The sequence below is a fragment of the Variovorax sp. GW821-FHT10C12 genome (assembly GCF_059415405.1).
Genome location: NZ_JBWKNE010000005.1, coordinates 333,358 through 356,457, shown reverse-complemented (window position 1 = coordinate 356,457; position 23,100 = coordinate 333,358). Strand labels below are relative to the sequence as shown.

The following is a 23,100-nucleotide window of genomic DNA, read 5'->3' as shown; positions in this document are numbered from 1 at the left end:
TCAGAGGGTGATTCACATCTTGTTCGGCGCACTGACGCCGAGGATCGCGAGGCCATTGTGCAGCACCTGCGCGGCCGCTGCGACGAGTGCGAGACGCGCCAGCTTGACCGGCTCGTCGTCCACTAGGATGCGCTCGGCATCGTAGTAGCTGTGGTAGCTGGCTGCGAGTTCGCGCAGGTAGAAAGTCACGTCGTGCGGGGCGAAATCCTTCGCCGCCGCCGTCAGCATGGCCGGGTACTTGGCCAGCAGCAGCATCAGCGCCTGGGCCGCCGGGCTGTCCAGCGGCGACAAGTCGACCGCCTTGAGCGCGGCCACGTCGCCGCCCCAGGCCGCGAGCACCGAGCAGATGCGCGCGTGGGCGTACTGCACGTAGTACACGGGGTTGTCGTTGTTCTTGGTCACCGCCAGGTCGACGTCGAAGGTGTACTCGGTGTCGGGCTTGCGGCTGAGCAGGAAGAAGCGCACGGCATCGGTGCTGGTCCACTCGATCAGGTCGCGCAGCGTGACGTAGCTGCCGGCGCGCTTGCTGATCTTGACCTCTTCGCCGCCCTTCATGACGCGCACCATGGTGTGCAGCACGTAGTCGGGGTAGCCCTCGGGAATGCCTTCGCCCGCGGCCTGCAGGCCGGCGCGCACACGCGCGATGGTGCCGTGGTGGTCGGTGCCCTGGATGTTCACGACCTTGTGGAAGCCGCGCTCCCACTTGGCGATGTGGTACGCCACATCGGGCACGAAGTAGGTGTACGTGCCGTCCTGCTTCTTCATCACGCGGTCTTTGTCGTCGCCGTAGTCGGTCGACTTCAGCCACAGCGCGCCGTCCTGCTCGTAGGTCTTGCCGGCGGCCACGAGCTTGGCCACGGCCGCTTCGACGCGGCCGCTGGTGTAGAGGCTGGACTCGAGGTAGTAGTTGTCGAAGCGCACGCGGAAGGCCTGCAGGTCCAGGTCCTGCTCGCGGCGCAGGTAGGCCACGGCGAATTCGCGGATGCTGTCCAGGTCGTCGATGTCGCCGCTGGCGGTGTACTCGCGGTCGTCCGACTTGACGGTCTTCTTCGCCTTGAAGTCCTCGGCGATGTCGGCAATGTAGTCGCCGTTGTAGGCCGGGGCCTTTTCGCCGCTGGGCCACTCGGCGTCGCCGGGCTTGAAGCCCTTGGCACGCAGCTGCGTGCTGTTGGCCAGCGTCTGGATCTGCACGCCGGCGTCGTTGTAATAGAACTCGCGCCACACGCTCTGGCCCTGCGAGGCCTGCAGGTTGCAGATGGCGTCGCCCAGCGCGGCCTGGCGGCCGTGGCCGACGTGCAGCGGACCGGTCGGGTTGGCCGAGACGAACTCGACCAGCACCTTCTCGCCCGTGGCGGGCTGCTGGCCGAAGGTTTCGCCGGCGGCCAGCACCTCGCGCACGATCTGCTGCTTGGCGGCGGCCTTCAGGCGGATGTTGAGGAAGCCGGGGCCGGCGATCTCGATGGCCTCGACCCATTGGCCGAAAGCGGGGGTGGCGAGCAGCGCAGCGCTCAGTTCCTCGGCCAGTTCGCGGGGCTTGCGCCCCAGCGGCTTGGCGAGCTGCATGGCGGCGGTGCTGGCGAAATCGCCGTGCGCTGCCACCTTGGGCGACTCGAACGCGGCTTTGGCGCCGGCGCCGGGAGAGAGGGTTTCGAGCGTGTTCGCGAGCGCCGCGAGCAGCTCCTGTTTGACCAATAGCATCTGTGAATTTTACCGGGGGCAAACCCGGACCCAGTTAACGATCGTCATCCGATGGGCGATGTCGCCCGTTAGGATGGTCGGCCCCGAGGCGGGGCGTCTGTCACAACCCAACCTTGCAAGGACATATCCACCATGAAGAAGCTCCTTTCCCTGGTCGCCTCCACCGTCGCGCTCGGCGCCTGCCTGTCGTTCAGCGCCTACGCGCAGGACAAGGCACCCGCCCCGGTCGTGGCCCCCGCCGCCGCCGCCGCACCTGCGGCAGCCCCTGCCGCCGCGGCCGCACCCGCCGGTGGCGCCAGCTGCGATGCCAAGGCCATCGACAAGAACGGCAAGCCGCTGGCCGGCGCCGCCAAGAACAGCTTCATGAAGAAGTGCAACAAGGCCGCCGCCGGACCCGCCTGCGCCGCCAAGGCCCTCGACAAGAACGGCAAGGCCCTGGCCGGTGCCGCCAAGAACAGCTTCATGAAGAAGTGCGAAGCCGACGCGGCCAAGGCCTGATCCGGCGCGGCGCCGCTCTGCGGCGCTGACATTTGTTACCCCCCGAAGTCAAAGGGCCCGCTCACGCGGGCCTTTTCTTTTTGTCTTTATTGATTACTTGCCGAAGCCGCGCGCCAGGAACACCGCCACCAGCGGGATCAGCGCGATCAGGTGCGCCTGGATCATCACCAGCTTGCGCGTCTTCAGGATGTCGGCCTCCGCCGGCAGCTTGCCCGTGGCGCGCAGCGTCTTGCGCCAGCGGAAGTAGGTCAGCGTCGGGAAGATCGACAGCACGCCCACGATGATGAACAGCGTGAGCTTCACGTGCAGCAGCGGGTTGGTCCAGTACCAGGCCGTGCCCTTCACGCCCCACCAGGTGCGTGCGATGCCGGTGGCCAGCACCGCGATGGCGGCGATGCCGTAGACCATGTCGACCTTGGCCAGCCGCTCGACCACGGCGGCATTGAGCCACTGCACGCGGCACAGCGCGGCTTCACTGGAGATGAACACGACCATCGTGAGGATGGCCAACAGATGCAGGTAGGCGAGGATGGCTTCGAGGGTCATCGGAAACTTTCTTCATCGGGGTTGCAAGCAAATGCAAAAAGCATTGTGCCGCCCGGTCACGCTTTCAGGACCGCCCGCCCCAGAATTCCGGCTGCCCGTACTGCGCTTTGAGGAAATCAAGCCACAGTCGCACGCGCAGCGGCAGGTGCTTGGTGCCTGTGAACACCGCATAGATGCCGTTGGGCGGTGCGGCGAAGTCGTCGAGCAGGGGCACGAGCAGGCCGGCGTCGATCTCGGCCTCGACCTCCCAGGTGCTGCGCCAGGCGATGCCGTGGCCCGCGAGGCACCAGTCGTGCAGCACCTGGCCGTCGGAACAATCGAGCGGGCCGCTGGGGCGCAGGTGGATGAGCTCCTGCACGCCCTCCTCGCTGGTAATGCGAAAGGCCCAGCCGCGCGTCTGCGAGGCGTCGCTCGACAGCGTGAGGCAGGCGAAGCGCGACAGCTCGCCGGGGTGCCTGGGCGCGCCGTGGCGGCGCAGGAACTCGGGCGTCGCGACGCAGCGGCGGCGGTTGTCGGCCAGGCGCACGCTCACCAGCGACGAGTCGGGCAGGTCGCCCACGCGCACGGCGCAGTCGAAGCTCTCGCCCGTGACGTCGACCACGCGGTCGCTGAGGTTCAGCGAAATCGTCACCTCGGGATGCAGCGCATGAAAGCGCGGCACCAGCGGCGCGACGTGGCGGCGGCCGAAGCCGGCCGGCGCGGTCACGCGCAGGTGGCCGCTGGCCTTCACGCCGCCGGCGCTCACGCTGGCCTCGGCGTTCGCGAACTCGGTCAGGAGGCGCTGGCAGTCTTCGAGAAAGGCGCTGCCTTCGTGCGTGAGCGCGATGCGGCGCGTGGTGCGCACCAGCAGCTTGACGCCCAGGCGCTCTTCGAGCGCGTCGATGCGACGGCCCATGATCGCGGGCGCCACGCCTTCCGCCTTGGCCGCCGCGGTGAGACTGCCGCGGGTCGCGACCGAGACAAAGGATTCGAGCTGCTTGAGGCGGTCCATGGCGCGGGAACTATATCGCCCGCCACCGAAGATCAGTCGCCGGCCGTGACACCTTGCGCCCGCAGCGCGGCGATGTCGCCGTCGCTGTAGCCCACTTCCTTCAGCAGCGCCGCGCTGTGCTCGCCGATGTGCGGCGGCTGCAGGCGGATGCCGGGGCGCTCGCCGCCGAGTGTGAACGGCGCGAGCGGCACCTTGGCCATGTGGCCGTCGTTCATGCGCACGGGCGCGAGGCCGCCGGTGGCGTTGAGGTGCGGGTCGTCGAACAGCTCCTGCGGCTTGGTGATGGGCGCGAAGGGCAGCTCGTTCTGCTCGAACACCGCGCTGAGTTCGGCCGCGCTGTGGTTGGCGAGGTGCGAGCGCAGGATCGGCATCATCCACTCGCGTGCGCGCACGCGGTCGTTGTTGGTCTTCAGGCGCGGGTCGGCCAGCATCTCCTCGAGGCCGAAGGCCTTGCAGAAGATGGCCCACTGCTTGTCGCTCACGGCCGCAAGAAAGATCTGCTCGCCGTCCTTCACGGTGAACACGTCGTACACGGCCCAGGCCGAGATGCGGCTGGGCATCGGGTCGGCGGCCTTGCCGGTGGCGGCGAACTGCATCATGTGCTGCGCGACGAGAAACACGTTGTTCTCGAACAGCGCCGACTGCACCTCGCAGCCCTTGCCCGTGAGATCGCGCTGGCGCAGCGCGGCCATGGCGCCGATGGCGCCGAACATGCCGCCCATGATGTCGTTCACGCTGGTGCCCGCGCGCAGCGGGTCGCCCGCGCGGCCGGTCATGTAGGCCAGGCCGCCCATCATCTGCACCACCTCGTCCAGCGCCGTGCGGTGGTCGTACGGGCCGGGCAGAAAGCCCTTGTGGCTCACGTAGATGAGGCGCGGGTTGAGCTTGCTGAGCGTGTCGTAATCGAGCCCCAGCTTCTTCATCGTACCGGGCTTGAAGTTCTCGCTCACGATGTCGGCGGTGGCGATGAGGCGCAGCGCGGCCTCCACGCCCTCGGGCTTCTTCAGGTCGAGCGCGATGCTCTTCTTGTTGCGGTTGAAGGTCGGGAAGAAGCCCGCGCCCGAGCCCAGCAGGCGGCGCGTGTTGTCGCCCTCGATGGGCTCGACCTTGATGACCTCGGCGCCCAGGTCGGCCAGCAGCAGGCCGCAGGTCGGGCCCATGACCATGTGGGTGAACTCGACGACGCGCACGCCCGCGTAGGGCAAGGGATTGGCTTCAGACATGAGAGAGGGTTTCCTGGACAAAGCCCTTGGGCAGGCCGGCTTCGGGCGTCATGCCGTAGACCGGCTCGCCGGGCAGGCCGGCCTTGAGCGGCGCACGCGCCGCGATGAGTGTGTCGAGATCGATGCCGGTGCGCACGCCCATGGCCTCGAACATGAAGACGAGGTCTTCGGTGACCGCATTGCCCGACGCGCCCGGCGCATACGGACAGCCGCCGAGGCCGCCGAGCGAGGCGTCGAAGGTGTGCACGCCCTCGTCCCACGCGGCCAGGCAGTTCGCGATGCCCAGGCCGCGCGTGTTGTGCATGTGGGCCGCGCCCGCGTGCACGCCGAGTTCGGCGCGCAGCCGCTTGAAGAGGCGGCGCACCTGCGCGGGGTTGGCATAACCCACGGTGTCCGACAGGCCGACTTCCTGCGCACCGGCCTCGACGCACTGCACCGCCAGGCGGATCACGTCGTCTTCCGGCACCAGCCCCTGCAGCGTGCAGCCGAAGGCGGTGGAGATGCCCGCTTCGAGCTTCACCTGCGGCGAGAGGGCGCCGCGCAGTTCGGCGATGGCGCGCACCTCCTCGACCATCTCGGTCGGCGTCTTGCGCACGTTGGCCAGCGAATGCGCGACGCTGGCCGACACCGGCATCGTGAGCTTGTGCACGCCCGCCTCGAGCGCGGCCTGCGCGCCCTTGCGGTTGGGCACCAGCGCCATCACCACGAGGCCGGGCAGCGTGACGGCGTGGCGCACCACCTCGGCGGCGTCGGCCATCTGCGGCAGCAGCTTCGCGGGCACGAACGAGGCGACCTCGATCTCGCGCAGGCCGGCGGCATGCAGCGCGTCGATCCAGCGCAGCTTGTCGGCCGTGGGCATGGTGGCCTTCACGGACTGCAGGCCGTCGCGCGGACCGACCTCGCTGATGAGAACGTCGGGGGAGGTCATCGGGTGCTTTCTTGACTGTTCTATCTTGCAGAACTATATTCTGTTAAACAGAATTAAATCGGCAAGCCCGCCGACTGTCAAGCCACGCCATGCCCCGCAAAGCCCAGACCGAATCGGTGTCCGACCTCAACGCCGCCCCCGGCGGCGCCGCCGCGGTCGACCGCGCGCTGAGCCTGCTGTCGGCCTTCCGGCCCGGCGACGAGGCGCTGTCGCTCGCGCAGTTCGCCGAGCGCACGCAGCTGTACAAGAGCACGGTGCTGCGGCTGCTGGCCTCGCTCGAACATGCGCGGCTCATCCGCCGGCAGGACGACGGGCGCTATGCGCTGGGGCTGGAGATCGCGCGGCTGCACGGGCTGTACGCGGCGTCGCAGTCGCTCGACCGCCTCGTGCTGCCGGTGCTGCGCACGCTCGCCGCCGCCACCGGCGAGAGCGCGGCGTACCACGTGCGGCAGGACCAGGGCGAGAGCTGGGTGCGGCTGTGCCAGTTCCGCGTCGATTCCTCGCACGTGGTGCGCGACCACGTGCGCGCGGGCGACCTGCTGCCCAATGACCGGGGCGCGGGCGCGCGCGTGCTGATCGCCTTCGGGCCCGAGGCCGAACGGCCGCGTGGCGCGAAGGAGCGCAAGCTGTACGACGCGATCCGCGCGCAAGGCTATTGCGCGCTGGTGGGCGACCGCACGGCCGAGCTGGCGGGCATCTCGGCGCCGGTGTTCCATGCGGATGGCGGCCTGGCCGCGGCGGTCACGCTGACGATGCCGACACACCGCTATGACGCGGCCTACATCGAGCCCGTGCGCGCGGCGGCGAAGGCGCTCAGCGGGCAGGTCTGAACTTCAGGATTCAGCCTTGAAGCCCGAGTTCTTGATGGGCAGTTCCCACCGCTTCAGGTGCGTCGCCTGGATGCTCGCCAGCTCCGCCGGCCCCGCATGCGCCGGCACGAGGCCCAGCGCGTAGATCTTTTCCTGCACATCGGGCAGGCGCAGCGCGTCGGCCACGGCCTTGTCGATGCGCGCGACCAGCTCGGGCGACATGCCCGGCGGGCCGTACAGCCCGAAGAAGGCATCGGCCGTCACGTTGATGCCCGCTTCCTTCAGCGTCGGCACATCGGGCAGCGCGCGGCTGCGCTTTTCGCCCGTCACCGCGAGGATGCGGACCTTGCCCGCGCGGTGGTGCTCGATGGTTTCCGAGGCGGTGTCCACCATCAGCGGCACCTGTCCGCCGATGAGGTCCTGCGCGGCCGGCGCGCCGCCGCGGTAGGCGACGTGCGTCATCGGCACGCCCGAGGCCTGTGCCAGCAGCTGGCCCGCGAAGTGCGGCACCGTGCCGGCGCCCGAGGTCGCGTAGTTGGCCTTGCCCGGGTTGGCCTTCATCCAGGCCAGCACCGCCTTCAGGTCGCCCGCCGGCGCGCCCGGCCCGGCCGTCACCGCGAAGTCGAAGGTGCTGCCGAGCGCGATCGGCGTGAAGTCCTTCACCGTGTCGTAGCCGAGGTTCGAATACAGCCACGGGTGGATCACCATCGCGCCGCTGGGCGAGAAGATGAGCACGCTGCCGTCCGGCGGCGAGCGCTTGAGCTCGGCCAGCGCCAGCCGGCCGGCCGCGCCGGGCTTGTTGTCGACGATGACGTTCTGTCCGAGCGACACGCGCATCTTGTCGGCCAGGATCCGCGCGACCACGTCGGCCGACCCGCCCGGCGGAAAGCCGATCAGGATGCGCACCGTGCGCTCCTGCGCGAACGCCATCGGCGCGAAGGCCGTGGCGGTGATGACGGCAGCGGCCTGCGCTGCGAACTGGCGGCGTTGCATGGGGCGGTCTCCTCGGGGTGGTTGTTCTTCGGTGTGCGTGGGGTCTTCAGCGCAGCGCGGCGAGCAGCGCCTCGTTCTGTGCCGGCAGGCCGACGCTCACGCGCAGCCATTGCGGCAGTCCATACGGGCCGAGCAGCGAGACCTCGATGCCGGCAGCCAGCAGGCGCGCGTGCACGGCCGGCGCATCGCCGACCTGCACCATCACGAAGTTGCCCAACGACGGCACATGCGGCAGGCCCAGCGCGGCGAAGCCCGCGACGAGCTGCTCGCGTCCGGCGGTGTTGAGTTCGTAGGTGCGCGCCAGGAAGTCGGCGTCGCCCAGCGCCGCCACGGCCGCGGCCTGGGCCGGCGTCGTCACGTTGAAGCGCGGACGGTGCGCGTTCATGCGCGCCGTGAGCGCCGGCTGCGACACGCCGTAGCCGATGCGCAGCCCCGCCAGGCCGAAGGCCTTGGAGAAGGTGCGCGCCACGATCAGGTTGGGCAGGCGGCGCACCCATTCGATGCTGTCGTAGCGCTGCGCGGGCGACAGGTACTCGGTGTAGGCCTCGTCGAGCAGCACCGTCACGTGCGCGGGCACCGATTGCAGAAACTCGAGCAGCGGCGCAGCATCGATGAAGGTGCCGGTCGGGTTGTTCGGGTTGGCCACGAAGACCAGTTGGGTGTCGTCGCCGATGGCGGCGCGCATCGCGTCCAGGTCATGGCCGAAGTCGCGCGAGGGCACGACGGTGGCGCGCGCGTGGGCGTGCGCCGTGGCCGCCGCATAGACGATGAAGCCGTACTGCGAATAGACGACGTTCTCGCCCGGCTTGAGGCTGACCTGCGCCGCCAGTTCGAGGATTTCGCTCGACCCGCTGCCCAGCGTGAGCCACTCGGGCGGCACGTCGAGCCGCGCGGCCAGCGCCTGCTTGAGCGCGGTGCCGTTGCTGTCGGGGTAGTTGCCCGCACCTTCGAGGGCGGCGGCGGCGGCGCGGCGGGCCGACTCGGGCATGCCGAGCGGGTTTTCGTTGGAAGCCAGGAGGATCATTGCGGCGGGAGCTGATTATTTAAGAAGTTAAATATATACAGCTGCCACCGCCCCGGCCTCAGGGCCTACCCTTTGAAGCTGGGCTTGGGTTCTGGTCGATTACCTTCATTTTTGTCACAGATAAATCTCACTTTCGGCTCTTACTGGCCCGCAAAGTATCGAATACAGTTCTCCCATGGCTTCACCTGGGGCAAGTGCGCCCCACTGCTGCGCCGCCCCCCGATTTCCTGTTTTTTGCATTGCGTTCCCCAAGGAGAAACACATGACCGACCGCACCACCGCCCACCGACTCCAGGTCGCGACCGAACTGCACCGCTTCGTCGAAGAGAAGGTCCTGCCCGCCAGCGGCGTGGCCAGCGACGTGTTCTGGAAAGGCTTCGACGCCATCGTCCATGACCTGGCGCCCAAGAACGTCGCCCTGCTCGCCGAGCGCGACCGCCTGCAGAGCGAGCTCGACGCCTGGCACAAGAAGAACCCCGGCCCGATCGCCGACATGCCGGCCTACCGCGCCTTCCTGGAAAAGATCGGCTACCTGCTGCCGCAGCCCAAGGGCGTGAAGGCCACCACGGCCAACGTCGATTCCGAACTCGCGCTGCAGGCCGGCCCGCAGCTGGTGGTGCCGATCCTGAACGCGCGCTACGCCCTGAACGCCGCCAACGCGCGCTGGGGTTCGCTGTACGACGCGCTGTACGGCACCGACGCCATTCCCGAAACCGGCGGTGCCGAAAAGGGCAAGGGCTACAACCCCGTGCGCGGCGCCAAGGTCATCGAGTTCGCGCGCAACGTGCTCGACCAGGCCGCCCCGCTGGCCAACGGCTCGCACAAGAACGCCACCGGCTACAGCGTGAAGGACGGCCAGCTGGTCGTCGCGCTGCAGGGCAGCACCACCGGCCTGGCCGATGCGTCGCAGTTCGTCGGCTACCAGGGCGACGCCGCCGCGCCGTCGTCGGTGCTGCTCAAGCACAACGGCATCCACCTGGACATCCGCATCGACCGCAGCACCGCCATCGGCAAGAGCGATGCGGCCGGCGTGAGCGACCTGGTGCTCGAAGCCGCGCTCTCGACCATCCTCGACCTGGAAGACTCGGTGGCCGTGGTCGACGCGGCCGACAAGGTCGTCGCGTACGCCAACTGGCTGGGCATCGTGCAGGGCACGCTCACCGAAGAAGTCGCCAAGGGCGGCAAGACCTTCACGCGCGGCCTGAATGCCGACCGCGAGTACACCGGCGCCAACGGCCAGCCGCTGAAGCTGCACGGCCGCTCGCTCATGTTCCTGCGCAACGTGGGCCACCTGATGACCAACCCGGCCATCCTGTACGAAGGCGGCAAGGAAATCCCCGAAGGCATCCTGGACGCCGTGGTCACCACCACCATCGCGATGATCGACGTCAAGCGCAAGGGCAACTCGCGCACCGGCAGCATCTACATCGTCAAGCCCAAGATGCACGGCCCGGCCGAAGTCGCCTTCGCCAGCGAGCTGTTCGGCCGCGTCGAGCAGCTGCTCGGCCTGCCCGCCAACACCGTCAAGCTCGGCATCATGGACGAGGAGCGCCGCACCAGCGTGAACCTGCAGGCCTGCATCGCCGAAGCCGCCGCGCGCGTGGCCTTCATCAACACCGGCTTCCTGGACCGCACCGGCGACGAGATGCACACCGCCATGCAGGGCGGCCCGATGATCCGCAAGGGCGACATGAAGTCCAGCGCCTGGATCGGCGCCTACGAGAAGAACAACGTGCTCGTCGGCCTGAACTGCGGCCTGCGCGGCAAGGCGCAGATCGGCAAGGGCATGTGGGCCATGCCCGACCTGATGGCCGCCATGCTCGAGCAGAAGATCGCCCACCCCAAGGCCGGCGCCAACACCGCCTGGGTGCCCTCGCCCACCGCCGCCACGCTGCACGCGCTGCACTACCACCAGGTCAGCGTGACCGCGGTGCAGCAAGAGCTCGAGAAGATCGACGCCGACGGCGAGCGCGAGAACATCCTGAACGCGCTGCTGCAGGTGCCGATCGCTGCGCAGGCCAAGTGGACCGACGCCGAGAAGCAGCAGGAAATCGACAACAACGTGCAGGGCATCCTGGGCTACGTGGTGCGCTGGGTCGACCAGGGCGTGGGCTGCTCGAAGGTGCCCGACATCCACAACGTCGGCCTCATGGAAGACCGCGCCACGCTGCGCATCTCCAGCCAGCACATCGCCAACTGGCTGCTGCACGGCGTGGTCACCAAGGCGCAGGTCGACGAGGCCTTCCAGCGCATGGCCAAGGTGGTCGACGAGCAGAACGCCGGCGACGCGCTGTACCAGCCGATGGCCGGCCACTTCGACACCTCCCCCGCCTACAAGGCCGCGCAAGACCTGGTGTTCAAGGGCATCGAGCAGCCCAGCGGCTACACCGAGCCGCTGCTGCACGCCTGGCGCCTGAAGGTCAAGGCCGCGGCCTGACGCGCGCCTTGCGCAGTGCCGGCCTCCGCCGGCGCTGACGCCTCGGAGACACGCAACGAACGGCGCCCTCGGGCGCCGTTCTGCATGGGGCGCGACATGCCGGTAGCATCGACGCCGCCCTCTTCTCTCTCCGGTCTCCGTCTCTTTCGATGAACAAGCACGCGGCTTCGCCGCCCCCGACCCGCGGGTCGACCTCGGCCGCGGCCATGCTGGTCGCACTGGCCACCGCCTTCGCGCTGAGCCAGGCCTTTCGCACCGTCGGCGCCATGATGGCCACGCCGCTCACGCAGCACTTCGGCCTCACGCCGCAGGCGCTGGGCACCTGGGCCGGCACCTTCCATTTCACCTTCGGCATCATGCAGCTCGCGATGGGCGTGTCGATCGACCACTTCGGCGTGCGCCGCACCGTGCTCACCGCCTTTCCGCTGGCCATCGCGGGCGCCGCGCTGTGCACCGTGGCGCCGGGCTTCGGCGCGCTGCTGCTGGGGCAGGCGCTGATCGGCGTGGGCTGCGCGCCGGCCTTCCTGGCCTGCACCGTGTTCATCGCGCGGCACTTCGACGCCGCGCGCTTCACCGCCATGTCGGGGCTGGTGATGAGCCTCGCGGGCATGGGCATCCTGTTCACCGGCACGCCGCTGGCGCTGCTGATCGAGGCCGCCTCGTGGCGCGCCGGCTATGCCGCGCTGACCGCCTTCGCCGTGCTCTCGTGGATCGTCATCTTCTGGCGCGTGCACGAGCCCGCGCGCACGACGACAACAACGATCACATCGGACGAGCCCGCGCCCGAGCGCCAGTCGCTGCGCCAGGCCGTGCGCGACCTGCTGCCGCTGTTCGCCATGCCGCACACGCTCGGGCTGCTGTGCTTCGCCTGCGTGTCGTATGCCGCTTTCATCACGCTGCGCGGCCTGTGGCTCGGCCCCGTGCTGCACGACCGCCACGGCCTCTCGCTCGTGGCCAGCGGCAACGTGGCACTGGTGATGACCGTCGCCGGCATGGCCAGCCCCATGCTGTTCGGTCGCCTCGACCCCGGCGGCGCGCGCCGCACGCGCTGGATGATGCGCTGCGCCTTCGCCGGCGCAGCGATGTTCGCCACCATGGCCCTCACGCAATCGCGCGCCATCGACATCGGCCTGCCGATCGTCTACGGCATGCTGTCGGGCTACAGCGTGCTGCTGTACGCGTATACCAAGAACGCTTACCCGGCGGCCGTGACGGGCCGCGCGATGGCCCTGCTCAACATGGCGATGTTCCTGGGCGTCTCGCTGATGCAATGGACCACCGGCGTCGCCGCCTCCTGGGCCGTGGCCCAGGGCAGCGAGCCGTTCCGCGCGGTGTTTCTCACGGTGAGCGGGATGCTGGCGGCGGGGACGCTGGCGTTCTGGGTGTTGCCGAGAGCCAAGGCATTGGTGCGCCCGACGGCACCGCCTCCTAGCGCTTGATCGCCAGCATCAACACCCCGCCCGCGATCATCGCCACGCCGCCCCACTCGCGCACGGACGGGCGCTCGCCGAGGAACATCACGGCGAACAGCACCACGAGCACCACGCTGAGCTTGTCGACCGGCGCGACCTGCGAGGCATTGCCCATCTTGAGCGCGCGGAAGTAGCAGACCCACGACGCGCCGGTCGCCAGCCCCGACAGCACGAGAAAGGCCCAGGTGCGCGGCGACAGTTCGAAGGGGTTGCTCCACTTGCCCGTGGCCTTCACGAAGGCCGCGAGCACGACGAGGATCACCACGGTGCGCACCAGCGTCGCCATGTCGGCATCGACGCCGGCCAGGCCCAGCTTGGCGAGGGCGGCCGTCATCGCGGCGAAGACGGCCGACAGGATCGCCCAGACGAACCAGTTCGATGATGCTGCGAGGGTCATGGCGCGCTCCTTCAGGGGCAGGTGATGTCAGTCCGCCCGATCATCGCGCGAACAGCCGTGCTGCGGTGCTCACGCCGCACCCCCCAACCGCGCCCGCACCTCGCGCCGGCTCAGCTGGCGCTTGGCGACGGCATACACGTCATGACGCCCGTACATGTCGAAGTGCGTGGGCAGGCCCGGCGCTGAACGTCGCGCCGCACCGCAGCGCGTGACCATGCAGCGGCGCAGCACGTCGTAGCACTTGGGCTCTGGCTGCATCGCGCTTGTGCGCTCGGGAAACTTCGCGAGCACGACCTCGAACCAGCAGCCGTCGACGCAGTGCCACTGCGTGCTTTCGTCGATCACGTGGTAGACCGCATGCGGCGTTTCGCCGCGCCGCGCGGCCCGGTCCACACGGCGCGCCGCGCGCGCCTCGCGCAGGCGCCGGTTCGGCAGCAGGATGCCGGTGACCGGGTGCACGAACAGCTCGACGCCCGGCGCTTCGTGCAGCGGCACGCCGTCGCGAGTTCCCCAGCGGTGAGGCCGCACCCGCACCTCGCCGTCGCACAGCACCGCGTCGCGCGCCACGAAGTCGTCGACGTGCAGGAAGATGTGCGCCTGCACCGTGCTGCGGCGATCGATGCCCGCGCACAGCTCGGCGTACACCTTGTCCCACGGCCGGTGCACCTGCTTGTGCAACCAGCGCTTGAGCGGCTGGAGGTTTTCGCTCAGCCACTTCGGATGCTGCAGGCCGCGCTTCATGCCCAGGTGCGAACCGCGCTCGGGGCTGTTGCGCCACGGGCGGCCATCGCCCTGTACGCGCCAGCCGCCGCGCGGACGCTCGACGATCACCTTGTCCATGTCGTCACGCATCGTCGGCCCTCCGCCCGAAATCGCGCGCGGCTTTCTGCAGCGCCACCTTCTGCGCGCGCCGCTCGGCGCGGTGGGTGCGCAGGTGGCGGCCCGCGCCCTGGCTGGATTCGCGGCGCGCCATCGCGGCCACCACGGGATTGCGCGGCGCCGACGCGGGCACCGCAAAGTAGAACCGGCCCAGACGCTTGTCGTCGTCACGGGCCTTTCGTTGAGCACTCATGTGCACACACTCCGAAAAAACAAAAAGGCCCCGGCGAATGCAATTGCGCGCGGGGCCCTTGTCGATACGGCCGCGGCGGATGCGAAGGAGCACATCCGGCCGGGGCGGTCGGTGTGCGTCAGGTGTTCAGTGAACGGTTCATTGAATGGTGTTCTCGCCCGGGAGGTTGATCGTCGCCGTGCGTGGTGTCGGAAAAAACTGTCGCTGAAAAAGGAAGGGCGGATTCTGGCGAGGGCTCGCGCCGCGCGCAAGCGGGGCGCGCAGTGCTGTGGCGCAAAGCTGACACGAACACGCGCGTTGAATCCGCTTCGCGCATCGCGCCGTATGGCATCTCAAGCGCATCGCGCCCCCGAGCTGTTGGCGGTTTCCACAGAGCCTTTCCTTCCAGGAGACATCCATGAAAAAACTCGTGATCGCCCTCGGCGTGTCGGTCCTGCTCGGCGCGTGCGCCGGCAGTGGCATGAGCAACGCCAGCAACAGTGCCGCCACGCCCATGGTCGGCGGCGCGCCGATGTACCCGACGAAGGACATCGTCGACAACGCGGTGAATTCGAAGGACCACACGACGCTGGTCGCCGCGGTGAAGGCGGCCGACCTCGTGGCCACGCTCAAGAGCCCGGGCCCGTTCACGGTGTTCGCGCCCACCAACGCCTCGTTCGCGGCGCTGCCGGCCGGCACGGTCGACACGCTGCTCAAGCCCGAGAACAAGGCCACGCTCACCAAGGTGCTGACCTACCACGTGGTGCCCGGTCGCATGGACAGCGCGGCGCTGATGAGCGCGATCAACGCAGGCGGCGGCAAGGCGATGCTCAAGACCGCCAGCGGCGGCACGCTCACGGCGACGATGAGCGGCGGCACGGTGTGGGTGACCGACGCCAAGGGCGGCACGGCGGCGGTGACGATCGCCAATGTCTACCAGTCGAACGGCGTGATCCACGTCGTCAACAAGGTGCTGCTGCCAGGTTGAGTCAGGCCCGCTGCGCGGCCTCCGCCTCGTCGCGCAGCCATTGCGCGAAGTCCTGCGCGTCGCGGTTGCCCGCGGCGCGCCGCGACGTCTCGATGAAGTAGCCGCGGTGCGATGCCGCGCCCTGGCCGAGCGGCGCCACGAGCCGGCCGTCGCGCACCAGTTCGCGCAGCAGCGGCAGGCGCCCGATCACCACGCCCTGCCCCGCCACCGCGGCGGCCACCGCATCGGCGTACTGCGAGAAGCGCAGCGTGCTCTTCATGCGCAGGTCTTCCAGCCCCATCACCTTGAGCCACGGCTCCCAGTCGGTGGTCGGGGCTTCACTGTGGTCCGGGTACTCGATGGTCAGCAGCGTGAGCTTGGAAAAATCGGACAGCTCGCGCAGCGACGCGGCCACCTGCGGCGCGCACAGCGGGATCACCGATTCCTCGAACAGCGCCGGGCCCACGCCGCGGCCGATGGGCACGAAGCGCACCGCGAGGTCGAGCCGGCTCACGTCCAGGTCGAGCACGTCGAGCGTGGCCGACACGCGCACGTCGACCTGCGGATGCGTGCCGGTGAAGCGCGCCAGTTTCGGAATGAGCCACAGCGACGCGAAGCCCGGCGTGGTGGTGATCGACACCTGCCGCGGCGCGGCGCTGGCGCGCACGCGCGCGGTGGCGTCGCGCAGGCGCTCCAGGCTGTCGGTGACGGCGCGCTGCAGCACGCCGCCGGCCTCGGTGAGCGCGAGCGCGCGGTGGCGGCGCTCGAACAGCAGCACGCCCAGGCTGGCTTCGAGCTGCTGGATCTGCCGGCTCACGGCCGACTGCGTGAGGTGCAGCTCGCCCGCCGCCAGCGTGAAGCTGAGCCGGCGCGCGGCGGCCTCGAAGCTGCGCAGCAGCTCGAGCGGCGGGAGCTCGCCGGCAGGGGTTTTCGCATTCTCTGTAGGCATGCAACGAGTTCCGAATGACCGCGTGTAAGAGAGGGTTCGGCTCACTATATTCATTCGTATCACGAATGCAATGGAGGTTCCCATGAGCACCACCGACCGGTCCCCTTCCACCTTTTTCTCTTCGTCGACCTCGCGCTTCCACGTGAGCCTGCCCAGCCGCGCCGTCTTCGCCGTGCCCGACGGCGCGGGCGTGGGCATCGAATGCCGCAGCGGCGCCGTGTGGATCACGCTCGACCGCGACCCGCGCGACATCGTGCTCGGGCCGGGCGAGCGCTTCGAGAGCACCGAGCACCGGCGCGTGCTGGTGTCGGCGCTGGAGTCGTCGTGCATCTCGGTGTCGGACGCGCAACCCGCCGCGCTGCCGAACCCGGCCTCGCGTGCACAGGCTCGCGTGCGGTCGCCTTGGCGACTGGCGCTGCACGGGTTGTCCCCGGCTTGACCGCGGGCGCCGTGGCATCGAACCTCGATGCCATGGACCGCCCCCGCAGGGAGCAGCACCGCGCGCCGCCGTGACGACAGGCGGCTTTTTGCTTTGGGCGTCCGTTTTCCTTCTTGGCCTTGAAAGGGACACGCCCATGACCACCACTTCTGGCGCAGCGCTCGCATGACCGCGCCGCAACAACCCCAACCCTGCATCCTGTGCGAGCAGGCCGACGGCATCGCCACGCTCACGCTGAACCTGCCCCACAAGCTGAACCCGATCGCGAAAGACCTGCAGGTCGAACTGCGCGATGCGCTCGAGCGCATCCGCGACGACCGCACGGTGCGCGCCGTGATCCTCACCGGCGCCGGCAAGGCTTTCTGCGTGGGCGCCGACCTGAGCGCGATGGCGCCGCCCGGCGAGCCCGGTCAGACGCTCGGCGACCAGACCGCCGAGTGGATGCAGAAGCTCAGCAACCCGCTCATCGAGACGTTGCGCACGCTGCCGGTGCCGGTGGTGGCCGCCGTCAACGGCCCGGCGGCCGGTGCGGGCGTGGGCCTGGCGCTCGCGGCCGACGTGACCATCGCCGCGCGCAGCGCCTACTTCTACCTGCCCTTCCTGCCCAAGCTCGGCATCGTGCCCGACCTGGGCTGCACCTGGGCCATTCCGCGCCGCGCCGGCCGGGCGCGCGCCATGGGCATGGCGCTGCTGGACGAACGCCTGAGCGCCGGGCGCGCCGTGCAGTGGGGCCTGATCTGGGCCTGCGCCGACGACGAGCAACTGATGGACGAGGCCCGCGCCATCGCGCAGCGCCTGGCCCGCCTGCCGGCGCACGCGGTGCTCGAAGCCCGCGAGGCCTTCGACGCCTCGGAGCACCACACGCTGAAGGAACAGCTGCACTACGAGAGCGAGCGCCAGCGCGCGCTCATCGACCGCCCCAGCTTCCGTGAAGGCGTGAGCGCCTTCCTGCAGAAGCGTCCTCCTGTCTTCGAAACCCGCTGACGTCCCCATGACCATCGAACGCACCCTCTTCACCGCCGACCACGAGGCCTTCCGCGACAGCTTCCGCCGCTTCATGGACAAGGAGATCGCGCCCTTCCACGACGCCTGGGAAGAGCAGGGCTATGTGGACCGCGCCGTCTGGTCCAAGGCCGGCGAGAACGGCTTCCTGTGCATGGCGCTGCCCGACACCTACGGCGGCGCGGGGGCCGACCTGCTCTATTCGGTGATCCAGTTCGAGGAGCTGTGGGCGCGCGGCTTCACAGGCATCGGCTTCGGCCTGCACAACGAGATCGTGGCGCCGTACATCCTGCGCTACGGCACCGAGGCGCAGAAGCAGCACTACCTGCCCAAGCTCGCCAGCGGCGAGATGGTCGGCGCCATCGCCATGAGCGAGCCCGGCGCGGGCAGCGACCTGCAGGCCGTGAAGACCAGCGCCATCCGCCAGGCTGACGGCAGCTACCTGCTCAACGGCAGCAAGACCTTCATCACCAACGGCTGGCACGCCGACCTGGTGATCGTAGTCGCCAAGACCGACCCGGCCGCGGGCGCGAAGGGCACGAGCCTGTTCCTCGTCGAGCGCGGCATGCCGGGCTTCGAAAAAGGCAAGCGCCTGAAGAAGCTGGGCCTGAAGGCACAGGACACGTCCGAGCTGTTCTTCAACGACGTGCGCCTGCCCGCCGACGCGCTGCTGGGCGAGGTCAATCGCGGCTTCGTCTGCCTGATGGAGCAGCTGCCCTGGGAGCGGCTGCAGATCGCGATCAGCGCGGTGGCCGCGTCGCAGGCCGCCATCGATCACACCGTGGCCTACGTGAAGGAGCGCAAGGTGTTCGGCCAGCCCGTGGGCAACTACCAGAACACGCGCTACACATTGGCCGAGCTGCAGACCGAGGTGCAGGTGGCGCAGGTGTTCGTCGACAAGTGCATCGAGCTGCTCATGGCCGAGAAGCTCGACACCGCCACCGCGAGCATGGCCAAGTACTGGACCAGCGACCTGCAGTGCAAGGTGATGGACGAGTGCGTGCAGCTGCACGGCGGCTACGGCTTCATGTGGGAGTACCCGATCACCCGCGCGTACGCCGACGCGCGCGTGCAGCGCATCTACGGCGGCACCAACGAGATCATGAAAGAGGTGATCACGCGATCGATGGGCCTCGGCGGGCGCTGAAGCGCCCCGCATTTGGCACCACTGGCGCCATGGAAAGGGCTGCGGGAGAATGCCGCGCATGCCCATCCTCAACGCCTTCTACGCCCAGTCGGGTGGCGTCACCTCGGTCATCAACGCCTCGGCCTGCGGCGTGATCGAGACGGCGCGCCAGCACCCGGACCGCATCGGCACGCTCTATGCCGGTCGCAACGGCATCCTCGGCGCGCTCACCGAGGACCTGATCGACACCAGCGCCGAGCCGGCCGAGGCCATCGCGGCGCTGCGCAGCACGCCCTCGGGCGCGTTCGGCTCGTGCCGCTACAAGCTCAAATCGCTCGAGAAGAACCGCCGCGAGTACGAGCGCCTGATCGAGGTGTTCAAGGCGCACGGCATCGGCTACTTCTTCTACAACGGCGGCGGCGACTCGGCCGACACCTGCTTCAAGGTGAGCCAGCTGTCGCAGTCGATGGGCTACCCGCTGCAGGCCATCCATGTGCCCAAGACCATCGACAACGACCTGCCGCTGACCGACTGCTGCCCGGGCTTCGGCTCGGTGGCGAAGTACGTGGCAGTGTCCACGCTGGAGGCCTCGTTCGACGTGCGCTCGATGGCCGCCACCTCCACCAAGGTGTTCGTGCTCGAGGTGATGGGCCGCCACGCGGGCTGGATCGCCGCGGCCGGCGGGCTGGTGGCCGACCATGGCATTCCGGTGGTGGTGCTGTTCCCCGAGATCGAGTTCGATGCGGCCCGCTTCCTGGCGCGCGTCGATGCCATGGTGCAGCAGCACGGCTACTGCTCGGTGGTGGTGTCCGAAGGCTGCCACCACCCCGACGGCACCTTCCTGGCCGAGCAGGGCGCGCGCGATGCCTTCGGCCATGCGCAGCTGGGCGGCGCGGCGCCGGTGGTGGCGCAGATGGTGAAAGAGGCGCTGGGCCACAAGTTCCACTGGGCGGTGGCCGACTACCTGCAGCGCGCGGCGCGGCACATCGCCTCGGCCACCGACGTGAAGCAGGCCTACGAGCTGGGCCAGCGCGCGGTCGAACTGGCGCTCGAAGGCCGCAACGCGGTGATGCCGACCATCGAGCGCACGAGCGACGTGCCCTATGCCTACACGCTGGGCGCGGCGCCGCTCGACGCGGTGGCCAATGTCGAGAAGCCGATGCCGCGCGATTTCATCTCGGACGACGGCTACGGCATCACCGAGAAGTGCCGCCGCTACCTGCTGCCGCTGATCGCGGGCGAGGACTACCCTGCCTACCGCGACGGCCTGCCGGTGTACGCGACGCTGCGCAACGTGGCGGTGCCGAAGAAGCTGCCGGCCTTCGCGCTCGCATGACGGTGGTCATCGACACTGCGCGCTGTCCGCTGTGCGGCGAGGCGAACCGCTGCGCGATGGAGGTCGAGCGCGAGACCGGGCAGGCGCAGCCGCCCTGCTGGTGCATGGCCGCCGATTTTTCGCTGGCCCCGCTCGACACGCTGCCGCCGGCACTGCGCGGCCAGGCCTGCATCTGCGCGCGCTGCGCCGCAGGCCTGCCGCCGCCTCAGGACTGAGCGACGTCGCCCTGCGACTGCGATTGAGACTGCCCCTGTGCAGGCTCAGCGGCTTCCGTCGCAGCCTCCGCCACATCCCCCGCCGTCACCATCGTCGGCGCCGTGCCGCTGCGCTGCGCGGTGACCACGCCGTGGATGAACTGCAGCTTGCCCACCGCCGCGCGCGGCAGCACGAAGGGGTAGTAGTCGGGCTGGCCCATGCTGCGCGACAGCTCGTTGAGCATGCTGGTCAGCAGCACCCAGCCGTTGATGAAGTCCAGGAATTTCGCAGCGTCGGGATGCTCGGGCTGCCACAGGTCGGCGGCGGTGAACAAATCGCTCTGCAGCTCCACGTTGCTCGCGTCGATGCCGAAGCTCATCGCCGTGTCGGCGGTGTCCGCCATGTGCAGGTAGTGGGCCCAGGTCTCGGCCCAGTCTTCCCACGGGTGCATGCTCGCGTAGCTGCTGACGAAGCGCTGCGCCCAGTCGGGCGGCGGGCCCTGTTCGTAGTGCTGCTGCAGCGCGGCGCCGTAGTCGGCGCGCTCGTCGCCAAAAAGCGCGCGGTAGTCGTCGATCCAGCGCGTGGGCAGCACCAGCAGGTCCCAGTAGTAGTGGCCGATCTCGTGGCGAAAGTGGCCCAGCAGCGTGCGGTAGGGCTCGTGCATCTCGGCGCGGATGCGCTCGCGCACGGCGTCTTCGGCCTCCTCGGCGTTGAGCGTGATCAGGCCGTGCTCGTGGCCCGTCATCACGTGCGGGGCGCCCGGCATGTTGCTGAGGAAATCGAAGGCCAGCCCGTGCACCGGATCGGCATGGCGGCTCACCACCGGCAGGCCGAGCGCGAGCAGCTGCGAGATCAGGCGGCGCTTGGGCATCTCGAGCTTGCGCCAGAGCTCGCCGTTGGCTTCCACCGACAGGTCGGGGATGGTGCGCGTGACGCTGCAGGCCAGGCAGTAGCCGGGCGCCAGTCCCTGCGTGTCGGCGGGAATGGTTTCGCCCTCGCGCGGCTGCGCCACCATCCAGTTGCAGGCGGCCGGCGTCATGAGGTTGGCGCAGCGGCGGTAGGTGGCGCCGTGCGGGTCACCGAAGACGGTGAAGGTGTCGGGCAGCGCGCCCTCGCCTTCGGCCGGCGCCAGCGGCACCACGCCGAGCCGGTCGATCACGTAGCCCAGCGGCGTGTGGCAGGCCAGGCACTCGCTGTTGCGCAGGAACACGGGGCGCCCGCACTGGCAGCGGTAGGCGCGGCTGACGGTGGGCGCGGCGAGTTCGGCCGCGAGCGTGGGGGCAGCATCGGGCACGACCGGGTCGTGGACGGAGTCGGGGGTCGATGGAGGCATGGCTTGTTCTTTGGAGACTTGACGCACAGGGGACAGCCGCCGCATTGTGCGACCGGCCCGCGCGCGGTCGACCGCGCAAACACCGATATGCTTGTAGGACGACGGACCCGCGACCGCCCCTGCGCCGCCCCATGACCTCCCCCCAAACCCCTGACACGCCGCCCTCCATGGGCGCCCTGCGCGCCCGCTACGGCGAGCGCTACCGCTGGTACCTGCTGCTGTCGGTCATGGTGGGGACGATGGCGTCCATCATGTCCTCGACCATCGTCAACGTGGCGATCCCCGACATGAGCCACCACTTCGCGCTGGGCCAGGAGCGCGCGCAGTGGGTCAGCTCGGGCTTCATGGTGGCCATGACGGTGTCGATGCTCACCACGCCCTGGCTGCTGTCGCGCTACGGCTACCGGCGCACCTACGTCGGCACCATGCTCCTGCTGCTGGCCGGCGGCATCGTGGGCGGCGTGGCCAACCACTATCCGCTGGTGCTGCTGGCGCGCGTGGCCGAGGGGCTGGCGGCGGGCGTGGTGCAGCCCATTCCGGCCATCATCATCCTGCGCGCCTTCGAGCCGCACGAGCAGGGGCGCGCCAGCGGCATCTTCGGCATGGGCGTGGTGCTGGCGCCGGCCATCGGGCCGAGCATCGGCGGCGTGCTGGTCGACCTGTTCGGCTGGCGCTCGATCTTCTTCATGGTGGTGCCCTTCTGCCTGGCCTCGATCTGGCTGGCCTACAGGTTCGTGCCCAAGACCGCGCCCGGCGGCGTGGCCGCGACGCGCGGCAGCGGGCTCGATGCGCGCGGCCTGGCGCTGGGCACCGTGGGCACGCTGTGCCTGCTGAACGGGCTGGTCGAGCTGCGCGGCGATTCGCCGCTGCAGGCCGCATTGCTGCTGGCCGGCGCGCTCGTCGCTTTCGCCGCCTTCGTGTGGTGGCAGCGCCGGCTCATGGCCTCGGGCGGCGCGCCGCTCATGAACCTCGCGCTCTTTCGCTACCGCCAGTTCGCCATGGGCAGCCTGGTCGCCTTCATCTATGGCACCGCGCTGTTCGGCTCGACCTACCTGCTGCCGGTGTACATGCAGGTGGGGCTGCACCTGTCGGCCTCGCACGTGGGCACCACCCTGCTGCCGGCCGGCATCGTGCTGGCCTTCACCATCGCGGGCGTGGGCCGGCTGGCCGACAAGCAGCCGACCTGGCTCCTGGTGAGCATCGGCCTGGCGCTGCTGGCGGTGTCGTTCGCGCTCATGGCCGTGCTGCGGCTGGACAGCCCGCTGTGGCTGCTGGTGGTGTTCGCGATCGTCGGGCGCATCGGGCTGGGCTTCATCCTGCCTTCGCTCAACCTCGGGTCGATGCGCCCGCTGGCCAAGCCGCTCATCCCGCAGGGCGCGAGCGCGATCAGCTTCGTGCGCATGCTCGGCGGCGCCGTGGGCGTGAGCCTGTGCGCCATCATTCTCGAATGGCGCCTGGCGGCGCACGGCGATTCGCTCGCCAACCCGGTGAGCACGCCGGCGCGGCTGGCCGCCTTCGACGAGGTGTTCCTCATGCTGGCCGGCCTGTGCGCACTGGCCGTCTGCGCGGCCTGGCAGCTGCGCGAGCCGCCCGGCGAGGACACGGCGCAACACAGGGGGTAAACCCCGGCGGCGCGGGGACTCGCTTTCGCTTTCAATTGTTATCAGTTGTATCTAAAAGCGGAAT

The 23,100-nt window shown here is 69.3% G+C and carries 22 protein-coding genes and 1 pseudogene; 11 read left to right on the top strand and 12 right to left on the bottom strand.

Going from position 1 to position 23,100, the window contains the following annotated elements; translation table 11 throughout:
• Nucleotides 1-12: 12 nt before the first annotated feature.
• Entirely contained in the window at nucleotides 13-1,698 is a 1,686-nt protein-coding gene (gene argS / locus AC07OH_RS22965) for an arginine--tRNA ligase (protein ID WP_495302236.1), read from the bottom strand.
• A gap of 132 nt (nucleotides 1,699-1,830) precedes the next feature.
• Between argS and AC07OH_RS22960 the strand changes: the two genes are divergently transcribed.
• A complete protein-coding gene (locus AC07OH_RS22960) occupies nucleotides 1,831-2,196 on the top strand; it encodes a hypothetical protein (RefSeq protein ID WP_139702177.1) in 366 nt (121 codons plus the stop codon).
• Between the two features lie 93 nt (nucleotides 2,197-2,289).
• On the opposite strand, the gene AC07OH_RS22955 is transcribed toward AC07OH_RS22960, so the two are convergent.
• The 4 genes from AC07OH_RS22955 to AC07OH_RS22940 all read right to left on the bottom strand — a co-directional run bounded on the left by AC07OH_RS22955 (nucleotide 2,290) and on the right by AC07OH_RS22940 (nucleotide 5,884).
• The gene (locus AC07OH_RS22955; RefSeq protein ID WP_056584391.1) at nucleotides 2,290-2,742 is read right to left on the bottom strand and encodes a DUF2214 family protein; all 453 of its coding nucleotides are present in this window, start codon (nucleotides 2,740-2,742) and stop codon (nucleotides 2,290-2,292) included.
• Nucleotides 2,743-2,806: 64 nt separating this feature from the next.
• Nucleotides 2,807-3,733, bottom strand: coding sequence for a LysR family transcriptional regulator (locus tag AC07OH_RS22950; RefSeq protein ID WP_489059970.1), 927 nt, complete (start codon nucleotides 3,731-3,733; stop codon nucleotides 2,807-2,809).
• Nucleotides 3,734-3,765: 32 nt separating this feature from the next.
• Complete coding sequence (locus AC07OH_RS22945; RefSeq protein WP_495302235.1) at nucleotides 3,766-4,956, bottom strand: CaiB/BaiF CoA transferase family protein; 1,191 nt, start codon at nucleotides 4,954-4,956, stop codon at nucleotides 3,766-3,768.
• Nucleotides 4,949-5,884, bottom strand: coding sequence for a hydroxymethylglutaryl-CoA lyase (locus AC07OH_RS22940; RefSeq protein WP_495302234.1), 936 nt, complete (start codon nucleotides 5,882-5,884; stop codon nucleotides 4,949-4,951). The genes AC07OH_RS22945 and AC07OH_RS22940 overlap by 8 nt, the downstream gene beginning before the upstream one ends.
• Before the next feature lie 89 nt (nucleotides 5,885-5,973).
• On the opposite strand from AC07OH_RS22940, the gene AC07OH_RS22935 reads away from it, so the two are divergent.
• Nucleotides 5,974-6,714 (top strand): IclR family transcriptional regulator, encoded by a 741-nt coding sequence (locus tag AC07OH_RS22935; protein WP_369644948.1) that lies wholly within the window; start codon nucleotides 5,974-5,976, stop codon nucleotides 6,712-6,714.
• Between the two features lie 3 nt (nucleotides 6,715-6,717).
• On the opposite strand, the gene AC07OH_RS22930 is transcribed toward AC07OH_RS22935, so the two are convergent.
• On the bottom strand, nucleotides 6,718-7,686 hold the full coding sequence (locus AC07OH_RS22930; RefSeq protein WP_495302233.1) for a Bug family tripartite tricarboxylate transporter substrate binding protein: 969 nt from the start codon (nucleotides 7,684-7,686) through the stop codon (nucleotides 6,718-6,720).
• 46 nt (nucleotides 7,687-7,732) lie between these two features.
• A pseudogene (hisC, locus tag AC07OH_RS22925) lies at nucleotides 7,733-8,716 on the bottom strand (histidinol-phosphate transaminase); the annotation flags it as partial.
• A gap of 256 nt (nucleotides 8,717-8,972) precedes the next feature.
• Between hisC and AC07OH_RS22920 the strand changes: the two are divergent.
• Together AC07OH_RS22920 and AC07OH_RS22915 are read left to right on the top strand one after the other, a co-directional pair.
• The gene (locus AC07OH_RS22920) at nucleotides 8,973-11,147 is read left to right on the top strand and encodes a malate synthase G (protein WP_307636070.1); all 2,175 of its coding nucleotides are present in this window, start codon (nucleotides 8,973-8,975) and stop codon (nucleotides 11,145-11,147) included.
• Nucleotides 11,148-11,296: 149 nt separating this feature from the next.
• Nucleotides 11,297-12,586, top strand: a complete 1,290-nt coding sequence (locus AC07OH_RS22915; RefSeq protein WP_495302232.1) for an MFS transporter — start codon at nucleotides 11,297-11,299, stop codon at nucleotides 12,584-12,586.
• Here the strand turns inward: AC07OH_RS22915 and AC07OH_RS22910 are convergent.
• The 3 genes from AC07OH_RS22910 to AC07OH_RS22900 form a co-directional block, all read right to left on the bottom strand.
• The gene (locus AC07OH_RS22910; RefSeq protein WP_495302231.1) at nucleotides 12,576-13,016 is read right to left on the bottom strand and encodes an EamA family transporter; all 441 of its coding nucleotides are present in this window, start codon (nucleotides 13,014-13,016) and stop codon (nucleotides 12,576-12,578) included. The two genes, AC07OH_RS22915 and AC07OH_RS22910, sit on opposite strands and share 11 nt — an antisense overlap.
• Nucleotides 13,017-13,085: 69 nt before the next feature.
• On the bottom strand, nucleotides 13,086-13,868 hold the full coding sequence (locus AC07OH_RS22905) for a hypothetical protein (protein WP_495302230.1): 783 nt from the start codon (nucleotides 13,866-13,868) through the stop codon (nucleotides 13,086-13,088).
• Nucleotides 13,861-14,088: a hypothetical protein gene (locus AC07OH_RS22900; protein WP_062479749.1), complete on the bottom strand. Its 228-nt coding sequence runs from the start codon at nucleotides 14,086-14,088 to the stop codon at nucleotides 13,861-13,863. The genes AC07OH_RS22905 and AC07OH_RS22900 overlap by 8 nt, the downstream gene beginning before the upstream one ends.
• Nucleotides 14,089-14,485: 397 nt before the next feature.
• Here AC07OH_RS22900 and AC07OH_RS22895 point away from each other — a divergent pair, with 397 nt between their 5' ends.
• On the top strand, nucleotides 14,486-15,055 hold the full coding sequence (locus AC07OH_RS22895; protein WP_447771830.1) for a fasciclin domain-containing protein: 570 nt from the start codon (nucleotides 14,486-14,488) through the stop codon (nucleotides 15,053-15,055).
• A gap of 1 nt (nucleotide 15,056) precedes the next feature.
• Here the strand turns inward: AC07OH_RS22895 and AC07OH_RS22890 are convergent, their stop codons facing one another.
• Complete coding sequence (locus AC07OH_RS22890) at nucleotides 15,057-15,983, bottom strand: LysR substrate-binding domain-containing protein (protein WP_495302229.1); 927 nt, start codon at nucleotides 15,981-15,983, stop codon at nucleotides 15,057-15,059.
• An 82-nt stretch (nucleotides 15,984-16,065) separates the two neighbouring features.
• Between AC07OH_RS22890 and AC07OH_RS22885 the strand changes: the two genes are divergently transcribed.
• The 5 genes from AC07OH_RS22885 (at nucleotide 16,066) to AC07OH_RS22865 (ending at nucleotide 20,101) form a co-directional block, all read left to right on the top strand.
• Nucleotides 16,066-16,422, top strand: coding sequence for a DUF2917 domain-containing protein (locus tag AC07OH_RS22885; RefSeq protein WP_495302228.1), 357 nt, complete (start codon nucleotides 16,066-16,068; stop codon nucleotides 16,420-16,422).
• A 165-nt stretch (nucleotides 16,423-16,587) separates the two neighbouring features.
• Nucleotides 16,588-17,406: an enoyl-CoA hydratase-related protein gene (locus tag AC07OH_RS22880; protein ID WP_495302227.1), complete on the top strand. Its 819-nt coding sequence runs from the start codon at nucleotides 16,588-16,590 to the stop codon at nucleotides 17,404-17,406.
• 7 nt (nucleotides 17,407-17,413) lie between these two features.
• Nucleotides 17,414-18,571 (top strand): acyl-CoA dehydrogenase family protein, encoded by a 1,158-nt coding sequence (locus AC07OH_RS22875; protein WP_495302226.1) that lies wholly within the window; start codon nucleotides 17,414-17,416, stop codon nucleotides 18,569-18,571.
• Nucleotides 18,572-18,629: 58 nt separating this feature from the next.
• The gene (locus AC07OH_RS22870; protein WP_495302225.1) at nucleotides 18,630-19,886 is read left to right on the top strand and encodes a 6-phosphofructokinase; all 1,257 of its coding nucleotides are present in this window, start codon (nucleotides 18,630-18,632) and stop codon (nucleotides 19,884-19,886) included.
• A complete protein-coding gene (locus AC07OH_RS22865; RefSeq protein ID WP_062479760.1) occupies nucleotides 19,883-20,101 on the top strand; it encodes a cysteine-rich CWC family protein in 219 nt (72 codons plus the stop codon). The genes AC07OH_RS22870 and AC07OH_RS22865 overlap by 4 nt, the downstream gene beginning before the upstream one ends.
• On the opposite strand, the gene AC07OH_RS22860 is transcribed toward AC07OH_RS22865, so the two are convergent.
• Nucleotides 20,092-21,414 carry a zinc-binding metallopeptidase family protein gene (locus tag AC07OH_RS22860; protein ID WP_495302224.1) on the bottom strand — a complete coding sequence of 441 codons (1,323 nt, stop codon included), beginning with the start codon at nucleotides 21,412-21,414 and terminating at the stop codon, nucleotides 20,092-20,094. The two genes, AC07OH_RS22865 and AC07OH_RS22860, sit on opposite strands and share 10 nt — an antisense overlap.
• 131 nt (nucleotides 21,415-21,545) lie before the next feature.
• On the opposite strand from AC07OH_RS22860, the gene AC07OH_RS22855 reads away from it, so the two are divergent.
• Nucleotides 21,546-23,036, top strand: coding sequence for a DHA2 family efflux MFS transporter permease subunit (locus AC07OH_RS22855; protein WP_495302223.1), 1,491 nt, complete (start codon nucleotides 21,546-21,548; stop codon nucleotides 23,034-23,036).
• Nucleotides 23,037-23,100: the final 64 nt, after the last annotated feature.